Below are 26,521 nucleotides of genomic sequence, written 5' to 3'. Positions count from 1 at the left end.
GGTTTTCAGTTTACGGTTTACGGTTTACGGTTTACGCCGGGCCGTCGCTAGGGTAGCTGACACATTCACAGAAGCACGCGTCAGCTACCGTATACGGAAAACTGTAAACCGTAAACTAGTTTTTGGTCGAATCCGAAAGTGGTACCACAATGGTGGCGCTCTGGGCCGGTGTGGTAGCCGCCTTTTCCTTTTTACCGAACAGCGAAAAATGCACGTACCGCTTCGGATGTTCGCGGAAATCGGTCAGCAGTTTGTCCAGACTGGCGGTGGCGTTGTTAACGTTTTTATAGAGGGCCTCGTCGCCTTTCAGCTTGCCCAGGGTGCCTTTGCCGCTGTTGATGTCGGCCAGCATCTGTTGCAGGGTTGCGATGGATTGGTTGGCACTGGCCAGTGTCTGGCTCAGTTTCAGGGCGTTGAGCGAATCAGCAAAGGTGCTGGCTTTCGACAGCAGCGGTTTGATTTCTTTCTCGGTCTCGGCCAGCGACGCCGACAGGGTACCGAGGTTGGTCATCAGCCGCTTGATGCCTTCGCGGTTTTCGCCGATGGTGAGTTGCAGGGTTCCGGTGGTTGCTTCCACGCCTTCGAGCGTCCGGGTCAGCACCAGGCCGGTGCGGTCGAACTGCTTGACGATCCGGTTCAGGTTGATGGTCAGGGAATCGACGGTATTCAAAACCGGTAGCGTTTTCTCCTTGATCAAGGCCGTTAGTCCAGCTTCCTTCCCGCTGACCAGCGTATCGCCTTTGGCCAGTTCATCCCCTGCCTGGTTGATTTGCAGGATAATGACCTTGCCGCCCAGTACCCCGGCATCGGCCAGAATGGCTTTGGAGCCTTTGCCCACCTGAATCCGTTTGTCGATGTCCAGCGTAACCAGCAAGCGGTTGCCCTGCTGCTGGAGAATATCGATGCGATCCACCCGCCCGACATTCAGGCCGTTGAGCTGCACCGGGTTCGAAGGCGTCAGCCCATCGACATTATCATAAACGACTACATATTTATTTGATCGGGAAAAGATATCGGCACCTTTAAGGTAATTGAATCCGAAATAAAGCATCGCCAATGCGACCACTGCCAGGATGCCCACCTTTGCTTCTTTTGAAATTTTCATGCGTGTGAATGGTTGAATGACTAGAAATGGTTAAATGGTTAAAAAAGATTCGGTAGTAATTAGCCATTTAACCATTTTCAGCCATACAACCATTCCTTCATTCAATAAAAAACCGTTGCGAAGTTAACAACAACTTGCTTACTCTACTGCATCAACTTCGTCTTTATACGCCTTAAAAGCCCGGAAAATGGCATTTGCCATGGCATCCTGCCCTTCTGCGGAAGCTAAATACCGTTCTTCGTCGGGATTGGTGATGTAGCCGGTTTCAACGAGCACACTAGGCATGGTGGTTCGCCACAGCACGATAAAACCCGCCTGCTTGACGCCCCGACTGGGCCGTTCGGCATTTTTCTTAAAACTCCACTCCACCTTCTGGGCAAAATCGACACTGCTGTTCATGAACGCGTGCTGGTAATTGGCGAGCATGATGTGAGCCAGTGGTGAATCCGGATCGAAACCTTGGTAGTTTTCCTTGTAATTGCTCTCTTTCAAAATAACCGCGTTCTCGCGTTTGGCAACATCCAGATTTCCAGTGGTTTTGTGCAGCCCCATCGTGTAGGTCTCCGTTCCGTTAACGCGGCTGGACGATGGACTGGCATTGACGTGGATCGAGATAAAGAGGTCGGCTTTGTTGCGGTTGGCAATGGCCGAGCGTTCGTTCAGTTCAATGAACACATCCGTCGATCGGGTATAAATCACTTTGACGCCCGGCAGTTCTTCCTTGATCAGCCGACCCAGTTCCAGCGCAATTTTCAACACAATCCGCGACTCGCGGTTGCGCTTCGTCATGGTGCCGGGGTCTTTGCCGCCGTGACCGGGATCGAGAACGACCGTTCGTAGCCGACCGGGCCGGGCTTCCGCCTGTTCCTGTTTTGGATTATCCTGCGGTAAAACCGGAGTCATACCCGGCAAGGCCAGCAGACACAGAACGAGGATCACCAAAGAAGCAGCAGGCAACAGGGTCCGGGCAGTCGATTTCGGGGCCGTCCGGAATAGTTTAATAATTTTTAACAGGTTTAACCGTTTCAAGGCAGTATTGGAATGAAGTTAGCGACTAACTTTGTAAACCGGAGTAGGCCGGAACCCTCTTGGCCATTCGACCGGACGGGCTGACAGCGGAAGCCAGCGCTGGATTGTGAGCAAATATAATTTTTTTGATAAAACTGAAAAATCCATACTTTATTATCCGGAATCTGGTTTGCTGCCTGATCGCCCTCCTTCCACTGCTGGTTTACGGGCAGCAACAACCGGCGCGTCGTACCGTTCCGGCTTTTAACCCGCGCTCGGCAACTCCCTCCTCCGCTACCGTCACCGGCAATTCGGTAACGGTCGATACGACGCGCAGAACGGTGAGCCGCCCGGATTCGGTCGATAACGGCAGTAATTTACAAACAACCGTCAACTATTCAGCCAAAGATTCCACGCTCTTTGATGCAACGGGCCAGATTGTCGAACTTTTCGGCGATGCCAAGGTCGATTACGGCGATATCCACTTAACGGCGGCCTACATCAAACTGAACTGGACTACCAACGAGGTTTTTGCCAAAGGCCGCTACGATTCAACCGCCAAAAAAATGGTCGGTCTGCCTATTTTTCAGGATGCGAGCGGCCGGTATGATACGCAGGAAATCCGCTTTAATTTCAAGACCAAAAAAGGCTTTATCAAGGGCGTCATTACGGCCCAGGGTGAAGGCAATGTTCGGGGAAAAACCGTCAAAAAAGACGCTGAAGACAATTTATACATCCGAAATGCCATTTACACGACCTGTAACCTGACCACACCCCACTTTCACATCAACGCCAGCAAGATCAAGGTTGTTCATAATAAACAGCTCATCTCCGGGCCTTTCAACTTAGTTATTAACGACATTCCGACCCCTTTAGCGCTCCCTTTCGGCTTTTTCCCGATTCCCAAGAAAAACGAAATCGGCACTTCGGGCCTGATTTTTCCCCAATATGGTGAGGAACCCAACGGACGCGGTTTTTACCTCCGCGACGGCGGTTATTACTTCGCCATCAGCCAGTACATCAGCATGAGCCTTCGGGGGCAGATTTACTCCAACGGTAGCTGGGGGCTCGGTCTTTCGTCGGAATATCTGAAACGGTACCGCTTTGGCGGCAACTTCGCCCTTTCCTACGCCCGAAACCGGACCACCTCGCTCGTCGATACAGCCACAAAACCGCGCAACGACTTCAGCATCGTCTGGTCGCATTCGCCCCGGCCCCGCGGCAACTCGCAGTTTTCGGCCAATGTCAACGTCAGCAGCAACAGCTACAACCAGTTGAACACCTCGCTGACGTCGGGCCGGTACGTTTCCAATGCGGCCAACTCCGGCGTCAACTACAGCCACAAGTTTGGGCAGTATGTGACCAGTTCGGCCAACATCAACGTCAGCCAGAACTTCGGGAAATACAATCCGGTTACCAACCTGCGCGAGAGCGGTCAAACGAACATTTCGTCAGGTTTTAACCTCGGCGTGGCCCAGATTGCGCCCTTTGCCCTGAAAGGCGGCACCGGGCGATGGTTCGAAAGTTTCCGGCTGGGGCTGGATTTCAACGCCCAGGCAACCGTCAACAACACCCTCCGAACCGTGGATATTACCAACCTGGGCTTCCCGGTGGTGACCTCACTGACGATTCGGGGAGATACCTTGCAGCGGCTGCGGGATAGCCTGGCGGCCGTGGCGAATCAGGAGATTTATACCAATTCCAACCTGATTCCGATGACCGTCGAAAACCTGCCGACTATCCTGAAGAACGCTCAGGTGCAGAGCCGGTATTCGATACCGATTTCGTTACCCAACTTCAAACTGGCCCGCTACCTCAACTTCACACCGGGGGTGTCGCTGAGCGGTGATGTGTACACCAGAGACCTGACATACACCTACTTGCCGGATCGCAAGGCTGTAAAGGTTGATACCAACAACCGGATTTCTGCAACGTATTTCCTGTCTTTCAGTGCCTCAATGAACACCAGAGCCTACGGCACGTTCTTCGTGCGGGCGGGGCGGCTGGAAGCCATCAGGCACACCATTGCCCCCTCGATTTCGGTCAGCTACACGCCGGATTTGTCCAGTGCCTTCACGACCACCCTGTCGCAGTTCCGCGACCCGTACGACACCACAAAAGTACTCAAGATTTCGCGCTACCGGGGGTTGGGCGGTACGGCGGGGGCCGCCAGCTTTACGGGCCGGGCGGCCGCCATCAGCTACAACATTGTCAACCAGTTGGAGATGAAAGTCCGGGCGCGGAGCGATTCTGCCAAGGAGGAATTTGAGAAAGTGTCGCTCTTCGACAACATCAGTTTATCGGGTTCCTACAACCCCTACGCCCCTCAGTTCAAGTTTTCGCAGGTAAATTTCAGCGCCAATACGCAGATTCTGAAGAAAGTCAGTTTCAACTTCTCGGCGGTTTTCGACCCGTACGCGTACTCGGCTGATGTTAAAACCCCAACCGGTGTTTATTATGTACCGAACCAATCGGAGTTCTACCAGACGGGCCCTTATGTCAATACGTTCCGGATCAACAAAATCGACAAGCTGGCGATCACCCAGGGGCAGGGGCTGGCGCATTTGCAGAACCTGAACTTCTATCTCAGCACGCAATTTGCCCCTAAGGACTCCAGGAAACCGAAGGTGGCGCCCAACGCCAAGACGCCTACCGAAGCGGCTGAACTGCGGCACATGAACCGCAATCCGGAAGACTACGTCGATTTTAACATTCCCTGGACCATCAACCTCAGCTATACGTTCAGCCTCACGAAGTTTACGCCCATCGAAAGCCAGATTCTGCAAACGCTGCAGGTAACGGGCGATTTGAGCCTGACGCCCAAATGGAAGTTTTCTCTCCAGACCGGTTTCGACTTTGCGGCCAAAGCCCCTTCGCTGACCACGATCACACTGCACCGCGACCTGCATTGCTGGGACATGAACTTTAGCTACACGCCGTTTTCCGGCAACCGGTATCGGTCCAATTTCTACTCGTTCGATCTCCGCGTAAAGTCGGCGATTCTGCAGGATCTGAAACTAAGCCGTCGCCGGGGTACCTCGATCAACTACTAGGAAACCGGTTTTATGAAAGCCAAAAAAGGCATCCTGCGTTTGCAGGATGCCTTTTTTGGCAGTACCGAATGGCCTTCGTTACGTATTAGCGCGAAGTCTTCGCGCTTTTCTTCTTGCTTTTTTCGGCGGCAGGAGCGGCAGCCGGTGTCGCGGCAGCGGTCGAAGCACCTTCTTTGGCGGTTACTTCACCCGTCAGATTCAGGGGAATCGATGCCCGTTCTGCGTTGCTCACCACGGTCACGTTCTTGTTGAATGAACCCATCGAAGCCGCATTGTAGGTGGCTTTCACAAATCCTTTCTGACCGGGCAAAACGGCGCTCTTGGTCCAGTCAGGCGTTGTACAACCACAGGAAGGTTGGGCGTTCGAGATCACCACGGGGTCCGTACCGGTATTGGTAAACTCAAACGTGTAGGTAACGGGCGTACCCTGGGGAACCTTGCCGAAGTCATGCGACTCTTTGGTGAATTTAATAACGCCTTTCTGAGCGAAAGCAATGGTCGTAATGGCAAAAAATACCACGATTAGTGAAAAAGCCTTTTTCATTTCTTTTTAAAATTTAGTTACAAACAAACGGGTAAACTACGTTACAATCCTAGGTATATACTACAAAAGGTTTGCCAGATAAAGGTTTGCCAGGCAAATTACGGCATATGATCGCTTAACAAAGAAAGTCAAAAAATCGTTTTTTTGAAAGCTGCCAAACTTTATATTATTTTTACTCCGATCGCCGGAGTTACTTTGTTTGTTCAATGATCGTTCGTTTTAGGTATTCCCCTGAAAACCACCAACAAACTCTTGAACAGGCAATTAATCGAGCTAACTGGAACCTCTAAAACTGTGGCCGTTCTGTGATTGCAAACGAACAATTGAATACGACCGATACGCTGACGCAGGAAAAAATCCTGCAAGATTATCGACTGGCTTGTGAAAGCCGCCACGCCAGCCTGCTGGGCCGACGCGAGGTGATGGGTGGACGAGCCAAATTCGGCATCTTCGGCGACGGCAAGGAAATTGCCCAGCTTGCAGCCGCTCATGCCTTCAAAGCCGGTGACTTCCGATCCGGTTACTACCGGGATCAAACTTTTGTGACGGCACTCGGCGAACTCCGGTGGACTGAATTCTTCGCCCAGCTTTACGCCCACACCGACATCGAAGCCGACCCTAACTCGGCGGGCCGCCAGATGAACGGCCATTATGCCACCCGCTGGCTCGACGAAAAAGGTCTCTGGCGCAATCAAACCGAACTTTATAATTCCGTTGGTGATATTGCCCCGACGGCAGGCCAGATTCCAAGATCAATTGGGCTGGCCTACGCATCGCGGCTGTATCGTCAGAATTCCCATCTACATCTTTTGACGACGTTTTCCCGAAATGGTAACGAAATTATTTTCGGAACCATCGGGGATGCGTCAACTTCGCAGGGCATGTTCTTCGAAACGATGAATGCCGCCGGGGTTTTGCAGGTTCCCCTGCTGATGTCGGTTTGGGACGATGGCTACGGAATTTCCGTTCCGGTGGAATACCAGACCACCAAAGCCAGCATCTCCAAAGCCCTGGCCGGTTTTCAGCGAACGGATACCGAGAAAGGCATCGAAATTCTGACCGTGAAAGGCTGGGACTATCCGGCCCTGGTGGAAACCTACCAGAAAGCCGCCCGCATTTGCCGGGAAGAACATGTCCCGGTACTGGTTCATGTTCAGGAAGTTACCCAGCCACAGGGCCACTCAACGTCCGGTTCGCACGAACGCTACAAATCCGCCGAACGACTGGAATGGGAACGCCAGCACGATTGCAACCGGCAGTTTCGCCTGTGGATTCTTGAAAACGGATACGCCAGTCACGACGAACTGGATACCATCGAGCGCGAAGCCGCCCGGGTCACCAAAGCCGCCCGCCAGGAAGCCTGGAGTGCTTATTTGGCCTCCTTAAAAGGTGATTTTGACGAGGCTATGCTGCTGCTGCAACAGGCTGCCGAAACCGCCCGGCAAGGTGAGCCGATTGCCCAGATCCGCGACCAGTTGCGCACCACCCACGTGCCGGTCCGGCGGGATGCGACGACGGCTGTAAAACGGGCATTGCGGTATTTGCGAACCGACGATTCAGAAGCCAAACAGGGTCTGCTGGCCTGGCTGGAGCGCACCACCGCCGAAAACGAAGAACGCTATAGTTCGCATTTATACAGCCAGTCGCCGGATTCACCGCTGAACGTGACCCCGGTAGAAGCCCGCTATACGGATGAAAGTCCGCTGATCGACGGCTACCAGTTGATGCAACGGTATTTCGACAGCCTCTTCGGTCGCGACCCGCGTGTGGTGGCGCTGGGCGAAGATGTCGGGCTGATCGGCGATGTGAACCAGGGCTTTGCCGGTTTGCAGGAAAAATACGGCGAACTGCGCATCACCGACACCGGGATTCGCGAAACCAGCATCATCGGGCAGGGCATCGGCATGGCCATGCGGGGCCTGAAACCCATCGTCGAGATTCAGTATTTCGATTATATATTTTACGCCCTCGCCACGCTCACCGACGACCTGGCCACGCTGCATTACCGCACCAAAGGCGGTCAGAAAGCGCCATTGATCATTCGGACGCGCGGCCACCGGCTGGAAGGCATCTGGCACTCGGGCTCGCCCATGAGCGCGATGGTCAACAGTTTGCGCGGTTTGCACATTCTGGTACCCCGCAACATGACCCAGGCCGCCGGTTTTTACAATACCCTCATCAAAGGCGACGATCCGGCCCTGGTGGTCGAATGCCTGAATGGCTACCGGTTAAAAGAACGGCTGCCGGAGAACCTGGACGAGTTTTGCCTGCCGCTCGGCGTTCCCGACATCCTGCGCGAAGGCTCCGACATTACCATTGTGACCTACGGGTCGATGTGCCGGATTGTGCTGGAAGCCGCCGAGCAACTTCGCCAGTTCGACATTGAGGCCGAGGTCATCGACGTGCAGACCTTGCTGCCGTTCGACCGGTCAAATGCCATTGTGGAGTCTATCAAAAAAACCAGCCGGGTGCTGTTTGCCGACGAAGATTTTCCGGGTGGCGGTTCGGCCTACATGATGCAGCAGGTGGTTGAAAACCAAAACGCCTACCGCTACCTCGATTCTGCTCCCCGAACGCTGTCGGCCAAAGCACACCGCCCGGCCTACGGTTCCGACGGCGACTATTTCTCCAAACCCAGCGCCGAAGACGTTTTTGATGTGGTGTATGAATTGATGAACGAAGCCGAACCGGCCCGTTTTCCGAAATTATATTGATGCCCCCAATCCCCTGAAGGGGGCTTTTGCATCCATTTTTCTTAAAGCCCCCTTCAGGGGGTTGGGGGCATTTAAATCAAGAAATGAGCCAGTATTTTAAAGATATACAGGAAGGCATCCAAACGACGCTGACGGGGCTAAAGCTCACGTTCCGGCATTTGCTGGATGCCCGCCAGAGCCGAAAACCGATCAACGTCCAGCAAACGGATTATTTTGGGCAGAACACGGGCATCGTCACGCTGCAATATCCGTTTGAGACGCTACCGGTGCCTGACAATGGCCGCTACCGGCTCCACAACGAAATGGACGACTGCATCGTCTGCGACAAGTGCGTCAAAGTGTGCCCCGTAGATTGCATCACCATCGACGCCATCAAGGCCACGGAGGAAGTCGGAAAAGCGTCGGATGGCTCGCCGATTCGGTTGTATGCGGGCAAGTTTGACATCGACATGGCCAAGTGTTGCTACTGCGGCCTTTGCACGACGGTTTGCCCGACGGAATGCCTGACGATGACGAAGACCTACGACTTCAGCGAGTTTGAGCTGGGCAACATGACCTACCATTATGCCAACCTGACGCCCGAACAGGCGGATGAGAAACGGCGGTTGTACGAACAGTTTGTCCTGGAGAAAGAAGCCATGAAGGCGCAGCAAGCCGCTGCCAAAGCCGCTCCGGCCCCTTCGCCGACGTTGGACACGCCGAAAAAACCGGTCTTCCGGCCCGGTATGAAGCCCGCTCCCAAGCCAGCCGAACCACCCGTTGAGCCAGCCGTCGCACCGGAACCATCTAGTGAAGCGGCTGAAACCACGCCGGTGGCAGAACCACCAACGCCAAGACCGCGACCGGTTTTCCGGCCGACGCTGAAAACGCCCGCGCAACCGCCGAAAGAGGAAGAAAAACCGTTGACGGAACAAAATTCGGCGGGTTCGGTGGCTGAACACCCGCTCACGGATGTAACGCCGGACGAAGCGGAGAAGATTGCGATGGAAGGTCTGGAAAAACCAGTAGAAGAAGCCAAACCCGTCGCGGCCAAGCCGGTTTTTCGACCGACTTTAAAACCGAAAACCGCCCCACCAGGCGAAGAAGTCAAACCGGCGGAAGCGGTTTCGTCGGAACAACCTGTCGTTGAAGAAACGAAACCCGTTGTCGCCAAGCCGGTTTTTCGACCGACTTTAAAACCGAAACCTGCCCCAGCGGCTGCGGAATCAAAACCCGTTGAAGAACCCAAACCAACGGAACCCGCGAAGATTGACCAACCGGTTGCGGAAGAACAAAAACCCGTTGCCGCCAAACCGGCGTTCCGGCCAACCATGCGGCCAAAAACCGCGCCGACTCCGCCTTTAGAAGACCCCAAACCGGTAGAACCTGTTGCCGAACTACGACCACAACCGGAAGAGTCAGAACCGCCCGTGGACGCACAAAAACCGGACGAAGCGCCGAAGCCCCGACCGGTTTTTCGACCGACGCTGAAGCCGAAACTGCCGCCAAAAGACGAGTCCTAGTCATCAAGAAAATCAGCTAAATCAGTGGTTCAGATCATTTTCTATTTATTCGTCCTCTTCACGCTCGGATCGGCCCTGGCGGTTTTGCTGACCAAAAATGTGTTGTATGCCGCCTTTTTTCTGCTGCTGACGTTACTGGGCGTTGCGGGGCTGTTCGTCCTGGCCGGGGCCGATTTTCTGGCCGTTTCGCAAATCATGATTTACGTGGGCGGTGTGCTGGTGCTGATCATTTTCGGGGTCATGCTGACGCACAAAACCGATACCGCCAAAACTGATTATACCGAACCGAATTTCATTCTGACCAAACACCGGAGCTGGCTGTGGGCCTTGCTGGTGGCGGGTGGTATTTTCAGCGTGTTGTACCGGGCGCTGGTGCGGGGGAATTTCGTCTTGCTGAATCAGGGCGAACCTGCCTACCGATCGACGGTCGATACGATTGGGCGGCAGTTGATGACCGAATACCTCATCCCCTTCGAAATAGCGGGCGTCCTGCTACTGGTGGCCCTGATTGGTGCCACGACGATTGCGGCTTCATCCCGAACTAAATAACGAACCGATGGAAATCAATTCCGGCCTGTTTCTGCTCGTGGGAGCCGCCTTGTTCAGCATTGGACTGGCGATTGTGATCCTGAAACGCCACGCGATTATGGTTCTGATGGGCATCGAACTGATGCTGAATGCGGTAAACCTGAACCTGATTGCGTTCAGTCAGCACGACCCGGTTCGGTTGCAGGGGCAATTGTTCAGTCTGTTTGTGATGATTGTCGCAGCCGCCGAAGCCGCCATTGCCCTGGCAATTATCCTGCAGGTCTACCGCCATTTCAACACGGTTCAGCTCGATGAGATGAATGAGTTGAAGAAATAACCGGTCGTATTTCGGCACCTACGTCAACGTATCGCTTTTTTGACACCCAACAAATCCGCTTTGGTCTGAAAAAATTTGAAAAAATGCTGGTACTATCATGCATGTTTTGTTTTTTTGCACAACCATTTATACGACTATCCTCCAATTTTGATTAGGAAGCTATTCCGGTTGTATAGGGGCATTCTAATCACTGACGTTTAGCGGTTCTGTAAGTGCGGTACATTGAGACAGGACTCCGTTTAAGGGAAATGTATTCAAAAATCAGACGTTGGGAAAATAAGTACAACTACCTTAATTACTACCTAAGAAATATTTTTGAGTATTTCTCAGACATTGTATTTTAATTTCATATTATTGCATTTCATCCTATTAACACTTAATCAATTGACAATATGAGGCTTCTTAAAATTCCATGGTATGTAGTAGTGATTTTCATGCTACTTAGCAACAATACTAGTTGCAAAAAAGAACCCAAACCCGACTGTTGGGATGGCTCTTGCTGTGATCAGGATAAAAGTCGATATCAATACATTAAATATCTTGATAATGCTTCAGCAGATTTAAGCGGCCCCCCAGAATTTTCTGGATGGGGATTGGTCCTAAAAGAAGGAGTCAAGATAGGTCAAAAACCAACTGTATCTGCCATTCTCATTTGCGATAATTGTATTGAGAAGGTTAAGCAATTATCGCCAACATTTACCAAGGAAACTGCCCTCAATCCACCATATTCCTACCGAGTATGGGGTAAAATAGTCGAAGATAAACTTTCAACCTCTTTGACAGGCCTTCCTATACTTTCTATTTATATCGATCGAATCGAAAATAATTAATAACCTAAAAAACAGTTCTATGAAAATATTATTATTTGTTCAGTAATTGCTTGTCGTAGCAATTATTTTTTTTATTTCGACAATGGCTCAGGCTCAAGATCGACAAAAGCCCAAGTATTTACGAGATAATAACAAAGCATTTCTTAAAACGGTGTATTACGCTTCGGATAACGGATGGCTCGAATTTCGTGATGACACCATTAGCTTAGAGGTTGATTCTTTTTTTGAACAACAAGGAAATGCACTAGGCATTGGACCAAATTACCATTTTAAAAAAATCAAAGATGAAAGCGATGATAGAGGGCTTCGCGTTCAACGTTTTCAACTCTACTATAAAAATTTAGAAGTTGAGGGAGTTGAATATTCATTGTCAACACAAAAAGGTCGGCTTAAGACGGCTTTCGGCCGCATTGTTGAGGGAATTGATATGGATATCTCGAAGCCGATGGATGAACGAAAAGCGCTCGAGATCGCCCTTACTGATCAAAAAATAACCATAAATGATATCAAAGATGCGGCTAAAATTCCAAAAGGAAAGCTGCTGATTGCTAGAATTCAGGATAACTTTATAAAGGAAAGTTATCGACTTTCCTATCATTTTGATATAACCGGTAAAGAACCAAATGAACCCTATCGAATTTACATTGATGCCGTATCAGGTGAAATTGTAAAACGTGTACCTTTAATTCACCACTGTTTTAGTCCGCATCATTCTCACGCGCAGCCATCTACCTTGAGCAAACACTCATCGGCTGATGTAAAAATAGCACCGCTGGTAGCTTCTACGTTTATTCCCAACCGTAACCGATATCTTAATGGTCAAAGTAATCTAACTTTTGAAACAGAGCAATTCACTACACCGCAAGGACAATCTGCATATCGATTAAGTGCGTATAATAATGCACTTAATACTCGGATTGTCACTAATAATAATATTGAATGGGCAAATAATCCCGATGTACCCAACCCTACAACGTCCTGGGGTAGCAACGCTAACAATGCGACAACTGCGCACTGGTTCGTTCAACGTGTCCAACAGTACTACCAGGATAAGCACCAAAGAAATGGAATAAACGGATCAGGTGCGTTTCCAAGAGTAGTAGTCGATATGAATACTGTGGATGCCCATTGGAATCTAGTGGATCAAATTCGCTTTGGGTTCGGTCCTATTTCACAAACTGCTGTAGTTCCTGACCAAAATCGGACCTTGGTTATTGCTGATGTTGTAGCACATGAATATACTCACGCTGTTACCCAATTTACAGCGAATTTATCGTATACAGGTGGCGAATCCGGGCCGCTCAATGAATCTTTTTCCGACATTATGGGAACTGCTTTCGAACGATACTTATTTCCTAATAACTGGAATTGGGATATAGGAGAAGATTCTTATCAAATACGCGATATGGCTAATCCGAGCCGTGCATTCCCTCCCTTTGTCCCTATGGCGGGACAACCAGATACTTATTTAGGGCCACGTTGGGATCCTGGCAACGAACCTCATACCAATAGTGGGGTAATGAACAAATGGTTTCATACTCTGTATACGGGGCAGGCTCCGAATGGAGAACAATTAACCCCCATCAGTTTTGACAATGCGATCAATATTGTGTACCGTGCTTTGCGTTTTTATTTGCACAGTTCATCTGGATTTGCCGATGCCCGGGATGCAACAATGGCCGCTGCTCGTGATTTATATGGGAATTGTTCCTTAGAACATCGGCAGGTACAGGAAGCCTGGCGTACAGCCAACTTAGTGGCTCAATACCCTCCCTGTAATGCAGAATGTAATTTTACGGTTACACCGGTTGCCATCAACGTTGTTTGCGGAGCAACCCTTACTTTGACCGCAAATTGTTCCGGTTCTGGTTCCAGTTGTAATAATATTACATATGATTGGGTCGGACCTAATATTAATAATACTGTACGTGGTCAAACAGTAACAGTCACGGCACCATCGACAAATGGAACTTATTCATATCAACTATTACAAACAAAAGTGGGCTGTAATTTTATTAGTACTTCATTTACTGTAAATGTAAACTGTGGAAGCCCTGCCGCCACACTCAGCGGATGCTATACAATTAAATCGGTTCAGACTAACCAACTTCTGGAAGCAATCTCTGGAAATTTAGTTGAACAACGAGGTGCCAACAGTACAGACAGCCAGAAATGGAAAGCCGAATCGGCTGGTACCGATCAATACCGCTTTGTTAGCCAAAACGGGAGCGGTCTTGTCATGAGTGTAAATGCTCTTAACAATGGCGAGCTAATGCGTTTGAGTTCAACGGCAAATGATAATCGGCAAATTTGGACTATTCAGAACAATGGCAGTGGAGATTACCGAGTTCATGGAAGCAATTCTGCGACTTGGGATATGAAAAATTACGGTAATGACCCCCAATTGCAATTATGGGGCAATACCAGTGAGAGCTTCCAAAATCAACGATTGTTTCGTTTCGAGTCGACGGGCTGTCCAACTGGCACGAACCCGCCAACGAACCCGCCAACCGGTGGAACCTTGACAATAGTAGCCCCTACCTATAATTGTACAACAGGTAGTCTGACCATTAATACAACAGGAGGCAACGGATCTACGATTGAATATCAGGTTCCAGGTTTGGCCACCTGGACTACGAATCCCACGTTTACCGTACCATCTTGGCAATTGAATGGTACGAGCTTCACACTACAGGTGCGCCAATCGGGGGTTCAAGCCAATTCGTATACTTATGTGACTACGTGTGATGGAGGGACCCCACCTACGAATCCTCCAACGGGTGGCACCCTAACGATAATCGCCCCAACGTATAATTGTACCACGGGTAGTCTGACGATTAATACAACGGGAGGTAACGGGACTACGATTGAATATCAGGTTCCGGGCTTGGGTGTCTGGACTACTAATTCTACGTTTACCGTACCATCCTGGCAACTAAATGGTACGACCTTTACACTTCAGGTGCGCCAATCAGGGGTTCAAGCCAATTCGTATTCGTACCTAACTACGTGTGGTGGTGGTCGACTTTCTGCTATTCCAAGCTCAGAATCCACTGAGCGTTTGCGGGTTAATCCGAACCCAACCGATGGATTGGCACAAGTGCGTTTTTATTTGGGTAAGGGCAAAAAGGCTACTCTTTCCATTGCAGCAATCGATGGAAGAACGGTTTATACAAAACCGGTCGTCGGAACCGATGGCGAACAGGAGGTAAGTATCGATTTAAGACAGCAAGCCGATGGCATGTATCTGATCCGTCTATCGAACAATAAGATGAATCAGACCGTCAAGCTGCTCCTGCAGCACTAATCATATATCCATCAAGAACCGTACTGAAACATCAATTGGTGGTTTCAGTACGGTTCTTAATGGGTATTTACCCGAAACGATCCAGGTGAAAACTCATACCACGGACAAACGTTCCCGTTAATCCGTCGGTACCGTAGTCTTCTTAATCGCAGTGATTCCCCCTTCCACATTCACCAGGTTATCGAACCCTCTGGCTTTCAGGATCGAAGCCGCCACCATCGAGCGGTAACCGCCCGCGCAGTGGATGTACAACCGCTAGGTTTTGTCCACTTCGGTCAGGTGTTCATTCAACGTATCGAGCGGCCAGTTCCTGGCATCCCAAGGGCCAGGGCTGCACCGTTTGACATAGGCTGGGTGCTTTCAAAGGTGCCGGAAATAATGCCATCGACGCCCAGTATTTTGGCTAATTCTTCGGGGGTAAAGCCGCTTTGCGTTTCGTCAGTAACGCCGTTGCGTTGAAGTAGTGAATTGGTGCGGTTCGGGTCCTGCACATTAATAAACAGGTCTCTTGATTCCTGGCGTTTCAGAAAGTACGAGTGCATGGCACTCTGCACCGCCAGCCCTTCACGTTTTTCCAGCACAGCCACCCCGGTTGCGCCACCGTTTTTTTCGACTTCTTTGGGCCGCAGTTGTAGTTTCGTTTTGAAGGGCAAAATGGCCAGAACCTTATGATTCCGGGCAATATTCCCGAAATTGGCATTTGTGTAAATCTCTCGGGTCTGGGCCAGACTGGCCAGGGCCATAAGCAGGCAACCGATGGTAAATACAACTGATTTCATTGGAAATAATGAGTTTGTCTTTTTACTTGATTTGAATGGTTTTCTGAAGGCAGAAACACTTGTCTCTACCCCCAGACCAACGGTTTATTTTTTTGTAAAAACCTTCGTAATGTCCTCTTTATAAAACATCGTAGGAGATTGGCTGAAGAGGGTATAGGTGAGCGTCAGATTGCCACCCGATAGGCTGCCACCCAGATTCTGCAGATAAAATTGCCCCTGGCTGTTATCAGGGAACGTTTGCGGTATGCCAGTCGCAATATTTTTGTTATCAGCCTGAAATCCTGAACCACTAACCGTCGCAGTGAGACTGCCATTGGGCGCGAAATCGGCCAGCGTTAAGGTATTTCCTGACTTACTAATGGTAACTTTCAGACCATTACCGGCCTGCACATTGGTCTCTGTCCAGGTACCCACATACTGGTCAAGTGGGTCAGGCTCGTCTTTACTACAAGATGAAAACAGCAGGATGGTGGTGAAAACCACCAGCAGATTGCGGACTGAATGCATGGAGAACATTAGCGCGAAAATGACTTGTTTTTGCATGGGACTTGATGAGATATTAGTTGTTTCAAAAGGATATTCCGGGAATGAGGCAGGATGTAACACCTTTTCCGGATTTTTTTTTGATTTCCTTTTACTTCCCTTTTCCATTAAAAATAGAAACGGATTGCACGCCTGTGCAATCCGTTTCAACGGGTATACGATAGCCGACGATCTTACGGTTTCACCAACTCCTTCGCTTTAGCCAACACTGCCTGCACCAGCTCGGGCAGCTTGCTTTTTGCCCCTGTTACGACAAAATCTCCTACCGACACTGAACCCTTTTTTACTTTACACGATACGGATAAGGCTTTGCCCTGTAGCGTATAAAGGCCATTCAGGGTATAGGCCCCCGGATAATCTTTCGCTTCCATCGTCAGCATGGGCGCATCGCTTCCCCGTGAGGCTATGAAGTCATTTAAAGCACTTTCGACCTTGCTTTTCAGATCAAGTACATCGTCGATTTCGGTAACTTCCTGAAAATTTTTGACCAGTAACACGGGCCTGGGTTCAGCAATATGAATCCTGGCTTTCACTGATTCGGTGACTTTGCCAATGTCGAAACTCCCTTCTGTAGCTTGACCCGGAACGGAGCCTGCCAAATGGCTGCCCCTTCGATAAAACGGTTTTTGAATACCACCAACGCCTTTAGCCAGAATGGGAACCTGGTTTTCCACATGCGTAAACCAGGTGGCTACATCTAAAAACTCCTCTCCGTCACGCCGTAGCGCTGCGCCTTTGTATTTCACGGCCCGTCTCAACTTCCCATAAACGCACCGTTTTATCTTCCGATCCTGATATCGCGTATTTCCCATTTGGCGCAATGGCTACATCGTTAATGCCGCTCGTATGCCCAACCGGCACCACCAACTCCGGCTTCTGGGCATAGGCAAAAGGCCTGACAGCACGCTGGCGCTCAGGAAGACACACGCCTTGCTACAAACATCCGTCCGCTACGCGGCCCAGTCTCTTCCCGTTCGCTTCAATGGATACGACACAGAAAATTTTACGCCAACGTCCCAAACTTGAAGCACGAAGAACAATCCTTCGTACAGTACTAATTAAAAGTAAGCAATACAAGTAGTCGAAAATCAGATTAAATGATTTAAAAAACCTGGCTCCAATTAGCATAGAGCCAGACACAAATTGAATGGCATGGATGGACCGGAAAGCTTGGCCAAAGCCTGTTACAGTTGGTTATTCGCGTAGAATAAGGAATTGTAACAGCTCCATTGAAAAAAATGAGAGATTTTAGAAGGAGGCAGATCTGGGCGTGCTCGCTGAACGGCTTCACAGGTGAATGGAAGAAAACCGGAAGTTCAGCGAGCACGCCAAACTCATACCACGGACAAACGTTCCCGTTAATCCGTCGGTACCGTAGTCTTCTTAATCGCAGCGATCCCGCCTTCCACATTCATCAGGTTGTCGAACCCTCTGGCTTTCAGGATCGAAGCCGCCACCATCGAGCGATAACCGCCCGCGCAGTGGATGTATAACCGCTCGGTTTTATCCACTGCGGACAAATGCTCATTCAGCGTATCCAGTGGCCAGTTCCTGGCATCCCGAACGTGTTCAACGGCAAACTCGTCGGGTCGGCGAACATCCACGACGGTTCCTTTGCCATGCTGTCGGGCAAACGCATCGGCTGAAACCGAGTCGATGGCATCCACTTCTTTTCCGGCTTTTTGCCACGACGAAAACCCGCCTTCCAGGTAGCCAATGCTGTGATCGTAGCCCACGCGGGCCAGTCGCCGAACGGTTTCTTCTTCTTCACCAACGGCGGTGACGAGCGCAATGGGTTGCTTCAAATCCAGAATCAACGCGCCCACCCAGGGAGCAAACTGGCCGTGCAACCCAATGTTGATGGCGTTGGGAATAAAGCCTTTCGCAAAGTCCGGCGCGTCGCGGACGTCGAGCACCAGCGCACCGGTTTCGTTGACAGCCGCTTCAAAAGCCTCCGGTGACAGAGCCTGATGACCGCGCTCCATGACGTCGTCGATGGCTTCGTAGCCTTCCTTGTTCAGCCGGGCGTTTTCCGCAAAATACGCCGGTGCTTTGGTTAGCCCGTCGAGCACGGCCTTGATAAACTCCTCTTTCGTTTGCGCCCGCAGTGCGTAATTAAACCGCTTCTGGTTGCCGAGCGTATCCGTCGTTTCCTTGCTCATGTTCTTCCCGCAGGCCGATCCGGCTCCGTGCGCCGGATAAACGATGACGTCATCTTCCAGTGGCATAATCTTCGAATGCAGGCTGTCATAGAGCATTCCGGCCAGATCCTGCTCGGTCAGATTGCCTTTGATGGCCAGATCCGGACGGCCCACATCGCCGATGAACAGCGTATCACCGGTAAAAATCGCGTGGTTTTTGCCGTTTTCATCCACCAGCAGATACGTAGTCGATTCCGGCGTGTGCCCGGGTGTATGTAAGGCGATGATGGTTAGCTTTCCGAGCTTAAACACTTCGCCATCCTGCGCACGGTGGGACTCAAACCGGGTTTGTGCGGTTGGGCCGTATACAATCGTCGCGCCCGTCTTTTTGGCCAGATCAAGATGACCAGAAACAAAATCAGCGTGAAAATGCGTCTCAAACACGTATTTGATCCGGGCACCATTGTGTCCGGCTTTTTTCTGGTAAGGAGCGGTTTCGCGCAAAGGGTCGATCACGGCGGCTTCGCCCTCACTTTCGATATAATAGGCTCCCTGAGCCAGACATCCGGTATAAAGTTGTTCGATGATCATCACGATTCAGTTCAATTGTACTCATCCCCAAAATTGGGGAAACTTTGGCAAAGCCAGGGATCATTTAATAAAAACGCCTGAAACTCAGTCGAGTTTCAGGCGTTTTTATAGATCACGAAAAGGAATTATAAATGTAAAATACTGAATATCAAATGTAAAAGTGCGGTCTTGTGTTGTCCTTTTACATTTGATGTTCAGCATTTTACATTTATAATTATTTCGCCCTCAGCTTGCTATGATACCGTCCGTAGACGAAGTAGATCAACAAGCCGATGCCCATCCAGACGATCAGGCGGGTCCAGTTTTCCCAGCCCAGACTCAGGATCATGGCCAGACAGATGAGCGCGCCCAACGGACAAACAATGAGGTAAAAAGGCGTTTTGAACGGACGAACCAGATTCGGGTCGGTTTTGCGCAGAATCATGATGCCCAGACACACCAGCACGAAGGCAAACAGCGTTCCGATGCTGGTCATGTCACCCACGACGCTATCGGGAATGAAGGCGGCAAAAATGGAAACGAAAACAAAAAATACCCACTGCGAACGGTACGGCGTTTTGTATTTCGGATGCAGTTTTGAGAAAATCGCCGGCACCAGCCCATCCTTGCTCATGGTGTAGAAAACGCGGGTTTGTCCCAACAGCATCACCAGAATTACCGAAGAAAAACCGGCCAGAATCGCTACCGTTACCATCGAAGCCAGCCATTCATAACCGGGCATGTAATGCGTAATGGCGTAAACAACCGACGCTTCTCCCCCGTGGCCCATAAATTCTTTATAAGGTGCCAAACCGGTCAGAACGTGCGAAAACAGAATGTACAGGAATGTACAGATCGCCAGCGACACCAGAATACCGACGGGCATATCTTTCTGCGGATTCTTGGCTTCCTGCGCGGCTGTTGAAACCGCATCGAAACCGATGAACGCAAAGAACACGATACCAGCGCCCCGCAGCACACCCAGCCAGCCGTGGTTGAGCGGATCGGCATAGTTGTGAATCTGGCCGGTGCTCAGCGTAGCCGTTCCCGCATCGGCCGGAATCAGATACGGCACATGGTTGGCAGGGTTGATGAATTTCCAGGCGAGAGCGATGATCAACAGCACAATGCTCACTTTCACAATCACGATGATGTTGTTGAACGTCGCCGACTCCTGCGTCCCCCTGATCAATAACAGACTCAACATCAGCAAAATAAAGACCGCGGCAGGTTGATAATCCCGTGTACACCCGCTTCACCGGCATACATGCCCAGCCCGTCGCTGATTTGAAAGGGAGAGTGACACCATTGATAGGGTATGTGAAACTTGAAGAAGTCGTAAAAAAGTGCGTTGAGGTATTGCGACCAGCCAATCGAAACCGTGGCCGCACCCAACGCATATTCCAGCACCAAATCCCAGCCAATAATCCAGGCAATAAATTCGCCCATCGTGGTATAACTATAGGTGTAGGCACTACCAGCAATGGGAATCATCGACGCAAACTCCGCATAGCACAACCCGGCGAGCGCACAGGCAAAGGCCGCAATGGCAAACGAGATGGTAACCCCCGGCCCGGCATGACCGCCAGCCGCGGCTGCGGTTCGGACAAATAACCCGGCACCGATGATGGCCCCAATCCCGAGGGCAATCAGGTTCGTTGAGCTTAAGGTGCGTTTTAAAGTTCCCTCCTGACTAATTGGATCCAGACTGTTGGGCTCGGCAGTCGTCTCTTCCATGAGCTTGCTGATCGACTTCTTGGCCCAGAGTTGACTTTTAGTTTGGGTTGATGCTTTGGTAGACTCCATATAGAACCGAATAAAATTTTACGGATTAAATGTTTTGCAAAATAAGGCTTTTGTGGTTGTAGTCAATACAAGAAAACCGAAATATAAAAAAGGGATAAAGACGATCACTGTCCTTATCCCTTTTTCGTTTAGCATCCTTAAGCTTTGGCGCGGGCTGCTTTGCCGGTTGCCGGCGGTTCCGGCGTGGCGGCTACTTCGTTGAGCTGGTCGCGGCTCAGGGCATCGACCACAATCGGCGTCGCGACAAACAGCGACGAATAGGTTCCGACGATGACCCCGATCAGCATCGCGAACGAGAAACCGCGGATGGTTTCGCCACCAAAGAAGAACAGCACGATCAACACCAGCATGGTGGAAAGACCCGTTACGGCGGTGCGGCTCAGGGTGCTGTTCAAGGCGTTGTTGATAATCACCGGAATGCTTTCCTTGCGGCCTTTCGTATCGTTCAGGTATTCCCGAACGCGGTCAAAGACGACGACGGTATCGTTCATCGAATACCCCATGATCGTCAGCAAGGCCCCGATAAAGGCCTGATCGACATCCAGTGAGAACGGCAACCAGCCGTTCCCAATCGAGAAAATAGCCAGAATGATCAACACGTCGTGGAACAAGGCCACCACGGCACCATAGCCAAAAGCCAGCTTTTTAAACCGGATCAGAATGTAACAGAACACCACCGCAACGGCCATCAAAATGGACCAGAGGGCCGAATAGATCAAGTCATTGGCAATGGCCGGACCCACTTTCTGCGAACTTTCAATGCTTCCTTTATTACCCTGAATTTTAGTCAGACCGGCGAGTAATTTCGATTCCGTCTGTTTGTCGGCTTCCGGTGTGGTGGCATCGGCCAGATAGCTGGTCGTAACCCGAACCTGGTTGGCCCCGCCAACACCGGTTCCGCCGTAGGTTTTTACTTCGAGCGAACCGGGCAATTCATTTTCCAGTGCATTCCGTACGTCGTCGGTGCTGACGTTGTTTTCGAAACGAACGACATAAGACCGTCCGCCCTTGAAATCGACACCCAGACCAAAACCTTTGAAAATCACCGAAATGATCCCCAAACCGATGATGACCGACGAAATCGTGTAGTATAATTTCCGGCGCGAAACAAAGTCGAACGCCGAATCTTTGAAGAGGTTTTTCGACCAGTTCGTTCCGAAAGCCAGTGTTTTACCGTTCTTCACGTATTGTTCCAGAATAATCCGGGTGATAAAGATGGCCGCAAACAGCGACGTCAGAATACCGATGACAAGCGTGGTGGCAAAACCCAGAATCAGACCCGTTCCGAAGATAAACAGGATCACACCGGTTAAGAGCGTCGTTACGTTCGAGTCGATGATGGACGAATAGGCATTCGTAAAACCATCAGAAAGAGCCTGTTTGAACGGTTTTCCCAGGGCCAGTTCCTCCTTGATCCGCTCGAAAATCAGTACGTTGGCATCGACGGCCATACCGATCGTCAACACGATACCGGCAATACCGGGCATGGTCAAAACCGCCCCCAGCGAAGCCATAATGCCCAGCAGGAAGAACAGGTTGACAAACAGGGCAAGGTCAGCAATGAAACCGGCGCTGCCATAGTAGGCGACTACGAAAATAAGGACAATGATCAACCCCACTACCGACGAAAGAACCCCCGCCGAAACCGCTTCTGATCCCAGCGTAGCACCGACAACCGCTTCTTCCACAATGTTGGTAGGCGCAGGTAACTTACCGGCTTTCAGGATGTTCGACATATCCTTGGTTTCGTCCACGGTGAAGTTCCCTGAAATGCTGGAGCTACCGTTCGGAATTTCGTTCTGCACCGTTGGTGCGGTATACACCAGGTTATCCAGAATAATGGCAACCGGGCGGTTGATGTTGGCCGCCGTCAGCGCACGCCATTTGCGGGCACCTTCCGCGTTCATCCGCATGGTGACTTCCGGACGACCCCGGTCGTCGTAGTCGTTGGTGGCATCAACGATCACATCACCTTCCAGCGGTGCTCGGCCCGCCGGTTTCCGGATGAAATACAAAGGAAGAATCTCCTTGTTATCGTTGGTGACGATGGCTTTCCGGTCCCACATCAGAACGGCATCCGCCGGGAACAATGCTTTCACGTTGGCGCGGCCCAAAATGTCGTTGGCGCGAGCCGTATCTTTCAGGTAAACCCCCAGTTGGTTCTGCGACATCGGCACGAAGAGGCTCGTCAAAGCCGCGTTCTGGGCCGCCGTTGCCGACGTATCCGACTTGGCGCTATCGCCTTTTGCCGCCTGGTTTTTCTGCGCTAGCTGAGCCGCCAGCGAGTTATCTTTTTTCGTCGTATCCGTCGTTGCGGTCGTTGGAGCCGGTTTTTGGGTAGCCGCGATCTTCCGTTCGGCTTCCATCTGCACGAGATATGCGCCCAGTTGATCCAGTCCACCGGCCACATCGTTCAGGGTATAGACTTCGGCAAATTCCAGTTTGGCCGCCCCCGACAACAGACGACGAACACGCTCAGGATTATCGACACCCGGTAGTTCGATCAGAATCCGGCCCGAACCGGGCAACCGCTGAATGTTCGGGTTAGCCACCCCAAACTTATCGACCCGCGCCTGAATGATCTGGAACGCCCGGCTGATGGAACCGTCGACTTCGTCGTTGATCAGTTTGCGAACTTCGGCATCCGACGACTGAAAGTTGATTTTACCCCGGTTGGTGCTGTTGGCAAAAATCGTCGCCAGTTTGGTGTTGGGTGCCACCTCTTTATAGGCACTGATGAAATTATCCACAAATTTCGACTGGCCTGATTTCTGGGCTTCGGTCGCTTTTTTCAGCGCCTGTTCGAATTTGGGATCACGTGTCCCACCGGCCAGACCGCGCAGGATTTCGGAGGGAGACACTTCCAGAACGACGTGCATACCACCCTGTAAGTCAAGACCCAGACCCAATTCGCGGGTGGTTACTTCTTCTAAAGTGTTGCCCAGATAAACCGGTTCTTTCCAGAGTGAATCGATATAATGCTGTTTTTTGGTGATATCCACATCACCCTTCGCGTTGGTAGCATAGGTGGTCGCGTCATTTTTGATGCTGTTCGACACGAACGTAAACGACAGATAGTAAATGCACAATAGCGCAATCACACCCGTCAGAATGAGTATTCCGACTCGGTTTTGCATTAGAAATTAAGAATAAAGAGAAAAGATATGAGACAATAGAAAAAAAATAACTGTGTGAGAAAGAGGAAGAAATGACATGGCAACCTGGCGAAAGGCGGTTTTTGTCTTTATTCTCTGGTCTAACTTCTCACTTCTGAAAAAAATCAGGGTGCATTGATGGCGATGTGATGCCCGAAAACGTAGCGAAAAAACGAGAAATAAAAATAAGGAACCTCCGAATACCGGGGAGTAACCGTTTGTTTCAGCACAAAAAACAAGACGGGCGGTGGCAGCAGATAAACCGCCTGCGCGAAGCCAAACGTCAGCGCGGGCGTCACAACGGCATCAAACGAGGTAGCCTGAACGACAACCTGCTGGGCATCGGCGGCTTTCTTTTCCTTCTTCGGCGTTTGAACAGTTTGCTTTGCCGGCAGTTGTTCAACAGACAACCACGAAGGCCCGCCCGATGCCACCAGGAGTAGCAAGCCAGTCAGGAAGAGGCTCATCAAACGAATATAATCGTTACGCTGTTGCTTCATGGACGTTTAAAATGGTTCGCCGGAACGAGGGGAACAAATTTCGTGATAGTTCGGCAAGAAAGCAAATCGGTTTTTTTCGGGTATTTTTTCAAGAAGTCCACTAACTTTCGCCGAAATAATTAAAAATGACATTACAGGAGTTTATCAAACTGGCCCTAGCCGAAGATATCGGCGATGGCGATCATACCTCGCTCTCGACCATTCCGGCCGATGCCCAGAAGCGCGCCCGGCTTTTGGTGAAGCAGGACGGCGTGCTGGCGGGTGTTGAAGTGGCCGAAGCGGTTTTTCGGGAAGTGGACCCGGACTTGCAGGTTCACATCAATATTCAGGATGGCGCGGCCATTCATTACGGCGACATCGTGCTGACGGTCAGCGGTCGGGCGCAGTCGATTCTGCAAGCGGAGCGGCTGGTACTGAACTGCATGCAGCGCATGAGTGGCATTGCGACCCACACCCGAACGATGGTGAACATGCTGGAAGGTACCAAAACCCGGCTGCTGGATACGCGAAAAACAACGCCAAACTTCCGGATTTGCGAAAAAATGGCGGTCAAGATTGGCGGTGCCATCAACCACCGTTTCGGCCTGTTCGACATGATTCTGATTAAAGACAACCACCTCGACTACGCGGGCGGGATCGAAGCCGCCGTTACCAAAGCCGTTCAGTATCTGAAAACCACCGGCCGCACCCTGCCGATTGAAGTGGAAGTGCGGAATCAGAAGGAAGTGGAAGAAGTGCTGCGCATCGGGCAGATCGACCGGATGTTGCTGGACAACTTTGCACCGGCGGAACTGAAACGGATGGTGGAACTGATCGATGGGCGTATCGTTACGGAAGCATCGGGCGGGATCAACGAAACCAACCTGCGCGACTACGCGGATTCCGGCGTCGATTACATTTCGTCCGGTGCCCTGACGCACCAGGTCAAAAGTTTAGATATGAGTTTAAAAGCATATTAACGCTCTGATTACCTCTGATGTTCTCTGATCAACTCTGTGTAATAGTTAAATTTGTTACACAGAGTTGATCAGAGAACATCAGAGGTAATCAGAGGTAGTTTTTTATACACTATGGCAACGATCCCACTCACTTTAGATGAAGAAATTCGGCAAATCGGTTACATCAGCCGCTCCACGCCGAAAGAAAAAGACGTTTTAATGGAAGAAATCCGGCGGATGAAGAAGGAGAAAAACGCCGTGATTCTGGCTCACTACTACGTCGATAGCGACATTCAGGACCTGGCCGACTACATCGGCGACAGCCTCGGTTTGTCGCAGCAGGCAGCCGCCACCAGTGCCGACATGATTGTGTTCTGCGGGGTGCATTTCATGGGCGAAACCGCCAAAATCCTGTCGCCCCACAAGAAAGTCGTCATTCCCGACATGAACGCCGGCTGTTCACTGGCCGACTCGGCCCCGGCCGATGAGTTTGCGGCTTTCAAGGCCCAACACCCGGACCACATCGTGATCAGTTATATCAACTGCTCGGCGGAAATCAAGGCCTTGTCGGACATCATCTGTACGTCGTCGAACGCGGTGAAAATTGTCGAAAGTCTGCCGAAAGACCAGAAAATCATCTTCGCGCCGGATGCCAATCTGGGGCGGTTTGTGGCCAAGAAAACCGGTCGGGAGATGGTGCTGTGGGATGGGGCCTGTATTGTCCACATCGATATTTCGCAGGAAAAACTGACGGCGTTACGGCAGAAATACCCCCAAGCCAAATTCATCGCCCACCCCGAATGCCAGGAACACATCCTGAGTCAGGCCGACTTTGTGGGTTCGACCACAGCGCTGCTGAAATACGTGGTAGAGCAGCCCGACGAGGTGTTCATTGTGGGCACCGAAGCCGGTATTCTGCACAAGATGAAGCAGTCGGTTCCGAACAAGAAAATCATTCCGGCTCCGGCCAGTGAGAACAACACCTGCGCCTGTTCGGAGTGTCCGTATATGAAAATGAACACCCTCGAAAAGCTGTACAATACGTTGTATTACGAAAAGCCGGAGATTTTTGTGCCGGAAGACACTCGCGTGAAAGCCGAAGCATCGGTTTTGCGGATGCTGGAAATGAGTAAGGGATTGTAAGATTTATGGATTTGCAAC

At 50.8% G+C, this 26,521-nt stretch carries 22 protein-coding genes; 9 read left to right on the top strand and 13 right to left on the bottom strand.

Going from position 1 to position 26,521, the window contains the following annotated elements:
- Positions 1 to 115: 115 nt before the first annotated feature.
- Positions 116 to 1,105, bottom strand: coding sequence for an MlaD family protein (locus tag ACO064_RS18590; protein WP_421828727.1), 990 nt, complete (start codon positions 1,103 to 1,105; stop codon positions 116 to 118).
- Positions 1,106 to 1,243: 138 nt separating this feature from the next.
- Positions 1,244 to 2,008, bottom strand: a complete 765-nt coding sequence (locus tag ACO064_RS18585) for an N-acetylmuramoyl-L-alanine amidase family protein (RefSeq protein ID WP_421831039.1) — start codon at positions 2,006 to 2,008, stop codon at positions 1,244 to 1,246.
- A gap of 251 nt (positions 2,009 to 2,259) precedes the next feature.
- On the opposite strand from ACO064_RS18585, the gene ACO064_RS18580 reads away from it, so the two are divergent.
- Positions 2,260 to 5,166: a putative LPS assembly protein LptD gene (locus ACO064_RS18580; protein WP_421828726.1), complete on the top strand. Its 2,907-nt coding sequence runs from the start codon at positions 2,260 to 2,262 to the stop codon at positions 5,164 to 5,166.
- An 85-nt stretch (positions 5,167 to 5,251) separates the two neighbouring features.
- Here ACO064_RS18580 and ACO064_RS18575 read toward each other — a convergent pair whose 3' ends face one another.
- Positions 5,252 to 5,710 (bottom strand): DUF1573 domain-containing protein, encoded by a 459-nt coding sequence (locus tag ACO064_RS18575; protein ID WP_421828725.1) that lies wholly within the window; start codon positions 5,708 to 5,710, stop codon positions 5,252 to 5,254.
- A gap of 305 nt (positions 5,711 to 6,015) precedes the next feature.
- Between ACO064_RS18575 and ACO064_RS18570 the strand changes: the two genes are divergently transcribed.
- The 6 genes from ACO064_RS18570 (at position 6,016) to ACO064_RS18545 (ending at position 14,928) form a co-directional block, all read left to right on the top strand.
- Entirely contained in the window at positions 6,016 to 8,424 is a 2,409-nt protein-coding gene (locus tag ACO064_RS18570) for an alpha-ketoacid dehydrogenase subunit alpha/beta (protein WP_421828724.1), read from the top strand.
- 83 nt (positions 8,425 to 8,507) lie between these two features.
- A complete protein-coding gene (locus tag ACO064_RS18565) occupies positions 8,508 to 9,926 on the top strand; it encodes a 4Fe-4S binding protein (RefSeq protein WP_421828723.1) in 1,419 nt (472 codons plus the stop codon).
- A 24-nt stretch (positions 9,927 to 9,950) separates the two neighbouring features.
- On the top strand, positions 9,951 to 10,475 hold the full coding sequence (locus tag ACO064_RS18560; protein WP_421828722.1) for an NADH-quinone oxidoreductase subunit J: 525 nt from the start codon (positions 9,951 to 9,953) through the stop codon (positions 10,473 to 10,475).
- A 7-nt stretch (positions 10,476 to 10,482) separates the two neighbouring features.
- Entirely contained in the window at positions 10,483 to 10,791 is a 309-nt protein-coding gene (nuoK, locus tag ACO064_RS18555; protein ID WP_114408283.1) for an NADH-quinone oxidoreductase subunit NuoK, read from the top strand.
- 392 nt (positions 10,792 to 11,183) lie between these two features.
- Complete coding sequence (locus ACO064_RS18550) at positions 11,184 to 11,621, top strand: hypothetical protein (protein WP_421828721.1); 438 nt, start codon at positions 11,184 to 11,186, stop codon at positions 11,619 to 11,621.
- A gap of 46 nt (positions 11,622 to 11,667) precedes the next feature.
- The gene (locus tag ACO064_RS18545; RefSeq protein WP_421828720.1) at positions 11,668 to 14,928 is read left to right on the top strand and encodes a M4 family metallopeptidase; all 3,261 of its coding nucleotides are present in this window, start codon (positions 11,668 to 11,670) and stop codon (positions 14,926 to 14,928) included.
- Between the two features lie 117 nt (positions 14,929 to 15,045).
- On the opposite strand, the gene ACO064_RS18540 is transcribed toward ACO064_RS18545, so the two are convergent.
- The 10 genes from ACO064_RS18540 to ACO064_RS18495 all read right to left on the bottom strand — a co-directional run bounded on the left by ACO064_RS18540 (position 15,046) and on the right by ACO064_RS18495 (position 24,422).
- Positions 15,046 to 15,180, bottom strand: a complete 135-nt coding sequence (locus ACO064_RS18540) for a rhodanese-like domain-containing protein (protein ID WP_421828719.1) — start codon at positions 15,178 to 15,180, stop codon at positions 15,046 to 15,048.
- 35 nt (positions 15,181 to 15,215) lie between these two features.
- Positions 15,216 to 15,707: a hypothetical protein gene (locus tag ACO064_RS18535; protein WP_421828718.1), complete on the bottom strand. Its 492-nt coding sequence runs from the start codon at positions 15,705 to 15,707 to the stop codon at positions 15,216 to 15,218.
- An 84-nt stretch (positions 15,708 to 15,791) separates the two neighbouring features.
- The gene (locus tag ACO064_RS18530) at positions 15,792 to 16,400 is read right to left on the bottom strand and encodes a hypothetical protein (RefSeq protein WP_421828717.1); all 609 of its coding nucleotides are present in this window, start codon (positions 16,398 to 16,400) and stop codon (positions 15,792 to 15,794) included.
- A 23-nt stretch (positions 16,401 to 16,423) separates the two neighbouring features.
- Entirely contained in the window at positions 16,424 to 16,996 is a 573-nt protein-coding gene (locus ACO064_RS18525) for a hypothetical protein (protein ID WP_421828716.1), read from the bottom strand.
- Positions 16,965 to 17,111 (bottom strand): WD40 repeat domain-containing protein, encoded by a 147-nt coding sequence (locus tag ACO064_RS18520; RefSeq protein ID WP_421831038.1) that lies wholly within the window; start codon positions 17,109 to 17,111, stop codon positions 16,965 to 16,967. The genes ACO064_RS18525 and ACO064_RS18520 overlap by 32 nt, the downstream gene beginning before the upstream one ends.
- 497 nt (positions 17,112 to 17,608) lie before the next feature.
- A complete protein-coding gene (locus ACO064_RS18515; protein WP_421828715.1) occupies positions 17,609 to 18,982 on the bottom strand; it encodes an MBL fold metallo-hydrolase in 1,374 nt (457 codons plus the stop codon).
- Between the two features lie 214 nt (positions 18,983 to 19,196).
- Complete coding sequence (locus ACO064_RS18510; protein ID WP_421828714.1) at positions 19,197 to 20,168, bottom strand: APC family permease; 972 nt, start codon at positions 20,166 to 20,168, stop codon at positions 19,197 to 19,199.
- Positions 20,168 to 20,767: an amino acid permease gene (locus ACO064_RS18505; RefSeq protein WP_421828713.1), complete on the bottom strand. Its 600-nt coding sequence runs from the start codon at positions 20,765 to 20,767 to the stop codon at positions 20,168 to 20,170. The genes ACO064_RS18510 and ACO064_RS18505 overlap by 1 nt, the downstream gene beginning before the upstream one ends.
- A 137-nt stretch (positions 20,768 to 20,904) precedes the next feature.
- Positions 20,905 to 23,904, bottom strand: coding sequence for a protein translocase subunit SecDF (gene secDF / locus ACO064_RS18500; RefSeq protein WP_421828712.1), 3,000 nt, complete (start codon positions 23,902 to 23,904; stop codon positions 20,905 to 20,907).
- Positions 23,905 to 24,047: 143 nt separating this feature from the next.
- Positions 24,048 to 24,422, bottom strand: a complete 375-nt coding sequence (locus tag ACO064_RS18495; RefSeq protein ID WP_421828711.1) for a hypothetical protein — start codon at positions 24,420 to 24,422, stop codon at positions 24,048 to 24,050.
- Between the two features lie 125 nt (positions 24,423 to 24,547).
- Between ACO064_RS18495 and nadC the strand changes: the two genes are divergently transcribed.
- Together nadC and nadA are read left to right on the top strand one after the other, a co-directional pair.
- Positions 24,548 to 25,381 carry a carboxylating nicotinate-nucleotide diphosphorylase gene (gene nadC / locus ACO064_RS18490; protein ID WP_421828710.1) on the top strand — a complete coding sequence of 278 codons (834 nt, stop codon included), beginning with the start codon at positions 24,548 to 24,550 and terminating at the stop codon, positions 25,379 to 25,381.
- Between the two features lie 198 nt (positions 25,382 to 25,579).
- A complete protein-coding gene (nadA, locus tag ACO064_RS18485) occupies positions 25,580 to 26,503 on the top strand; it encodes a quinolinate synthase NadA (RefSeq protein ID WP_421831037.1) in 924 nt (307 codons plus the stop codon).
- The last annotated feature ends 18 nt before the right edge of the window (positions 26,504 to 26,521 follow it).

The organism is Larkinella sp. (assembly GCF_965227735.1).
Classification (GTDB): Bacteria; Bacteroidota; Bacteroidia; order Cytophagales; family Spirosomataceae; genus Larkinella.
The sequence above is the reverse complement of the archived record's forward strand: the minus strand, read 5'-3'. Positions and strand labels throughout refer to the sequence as shown.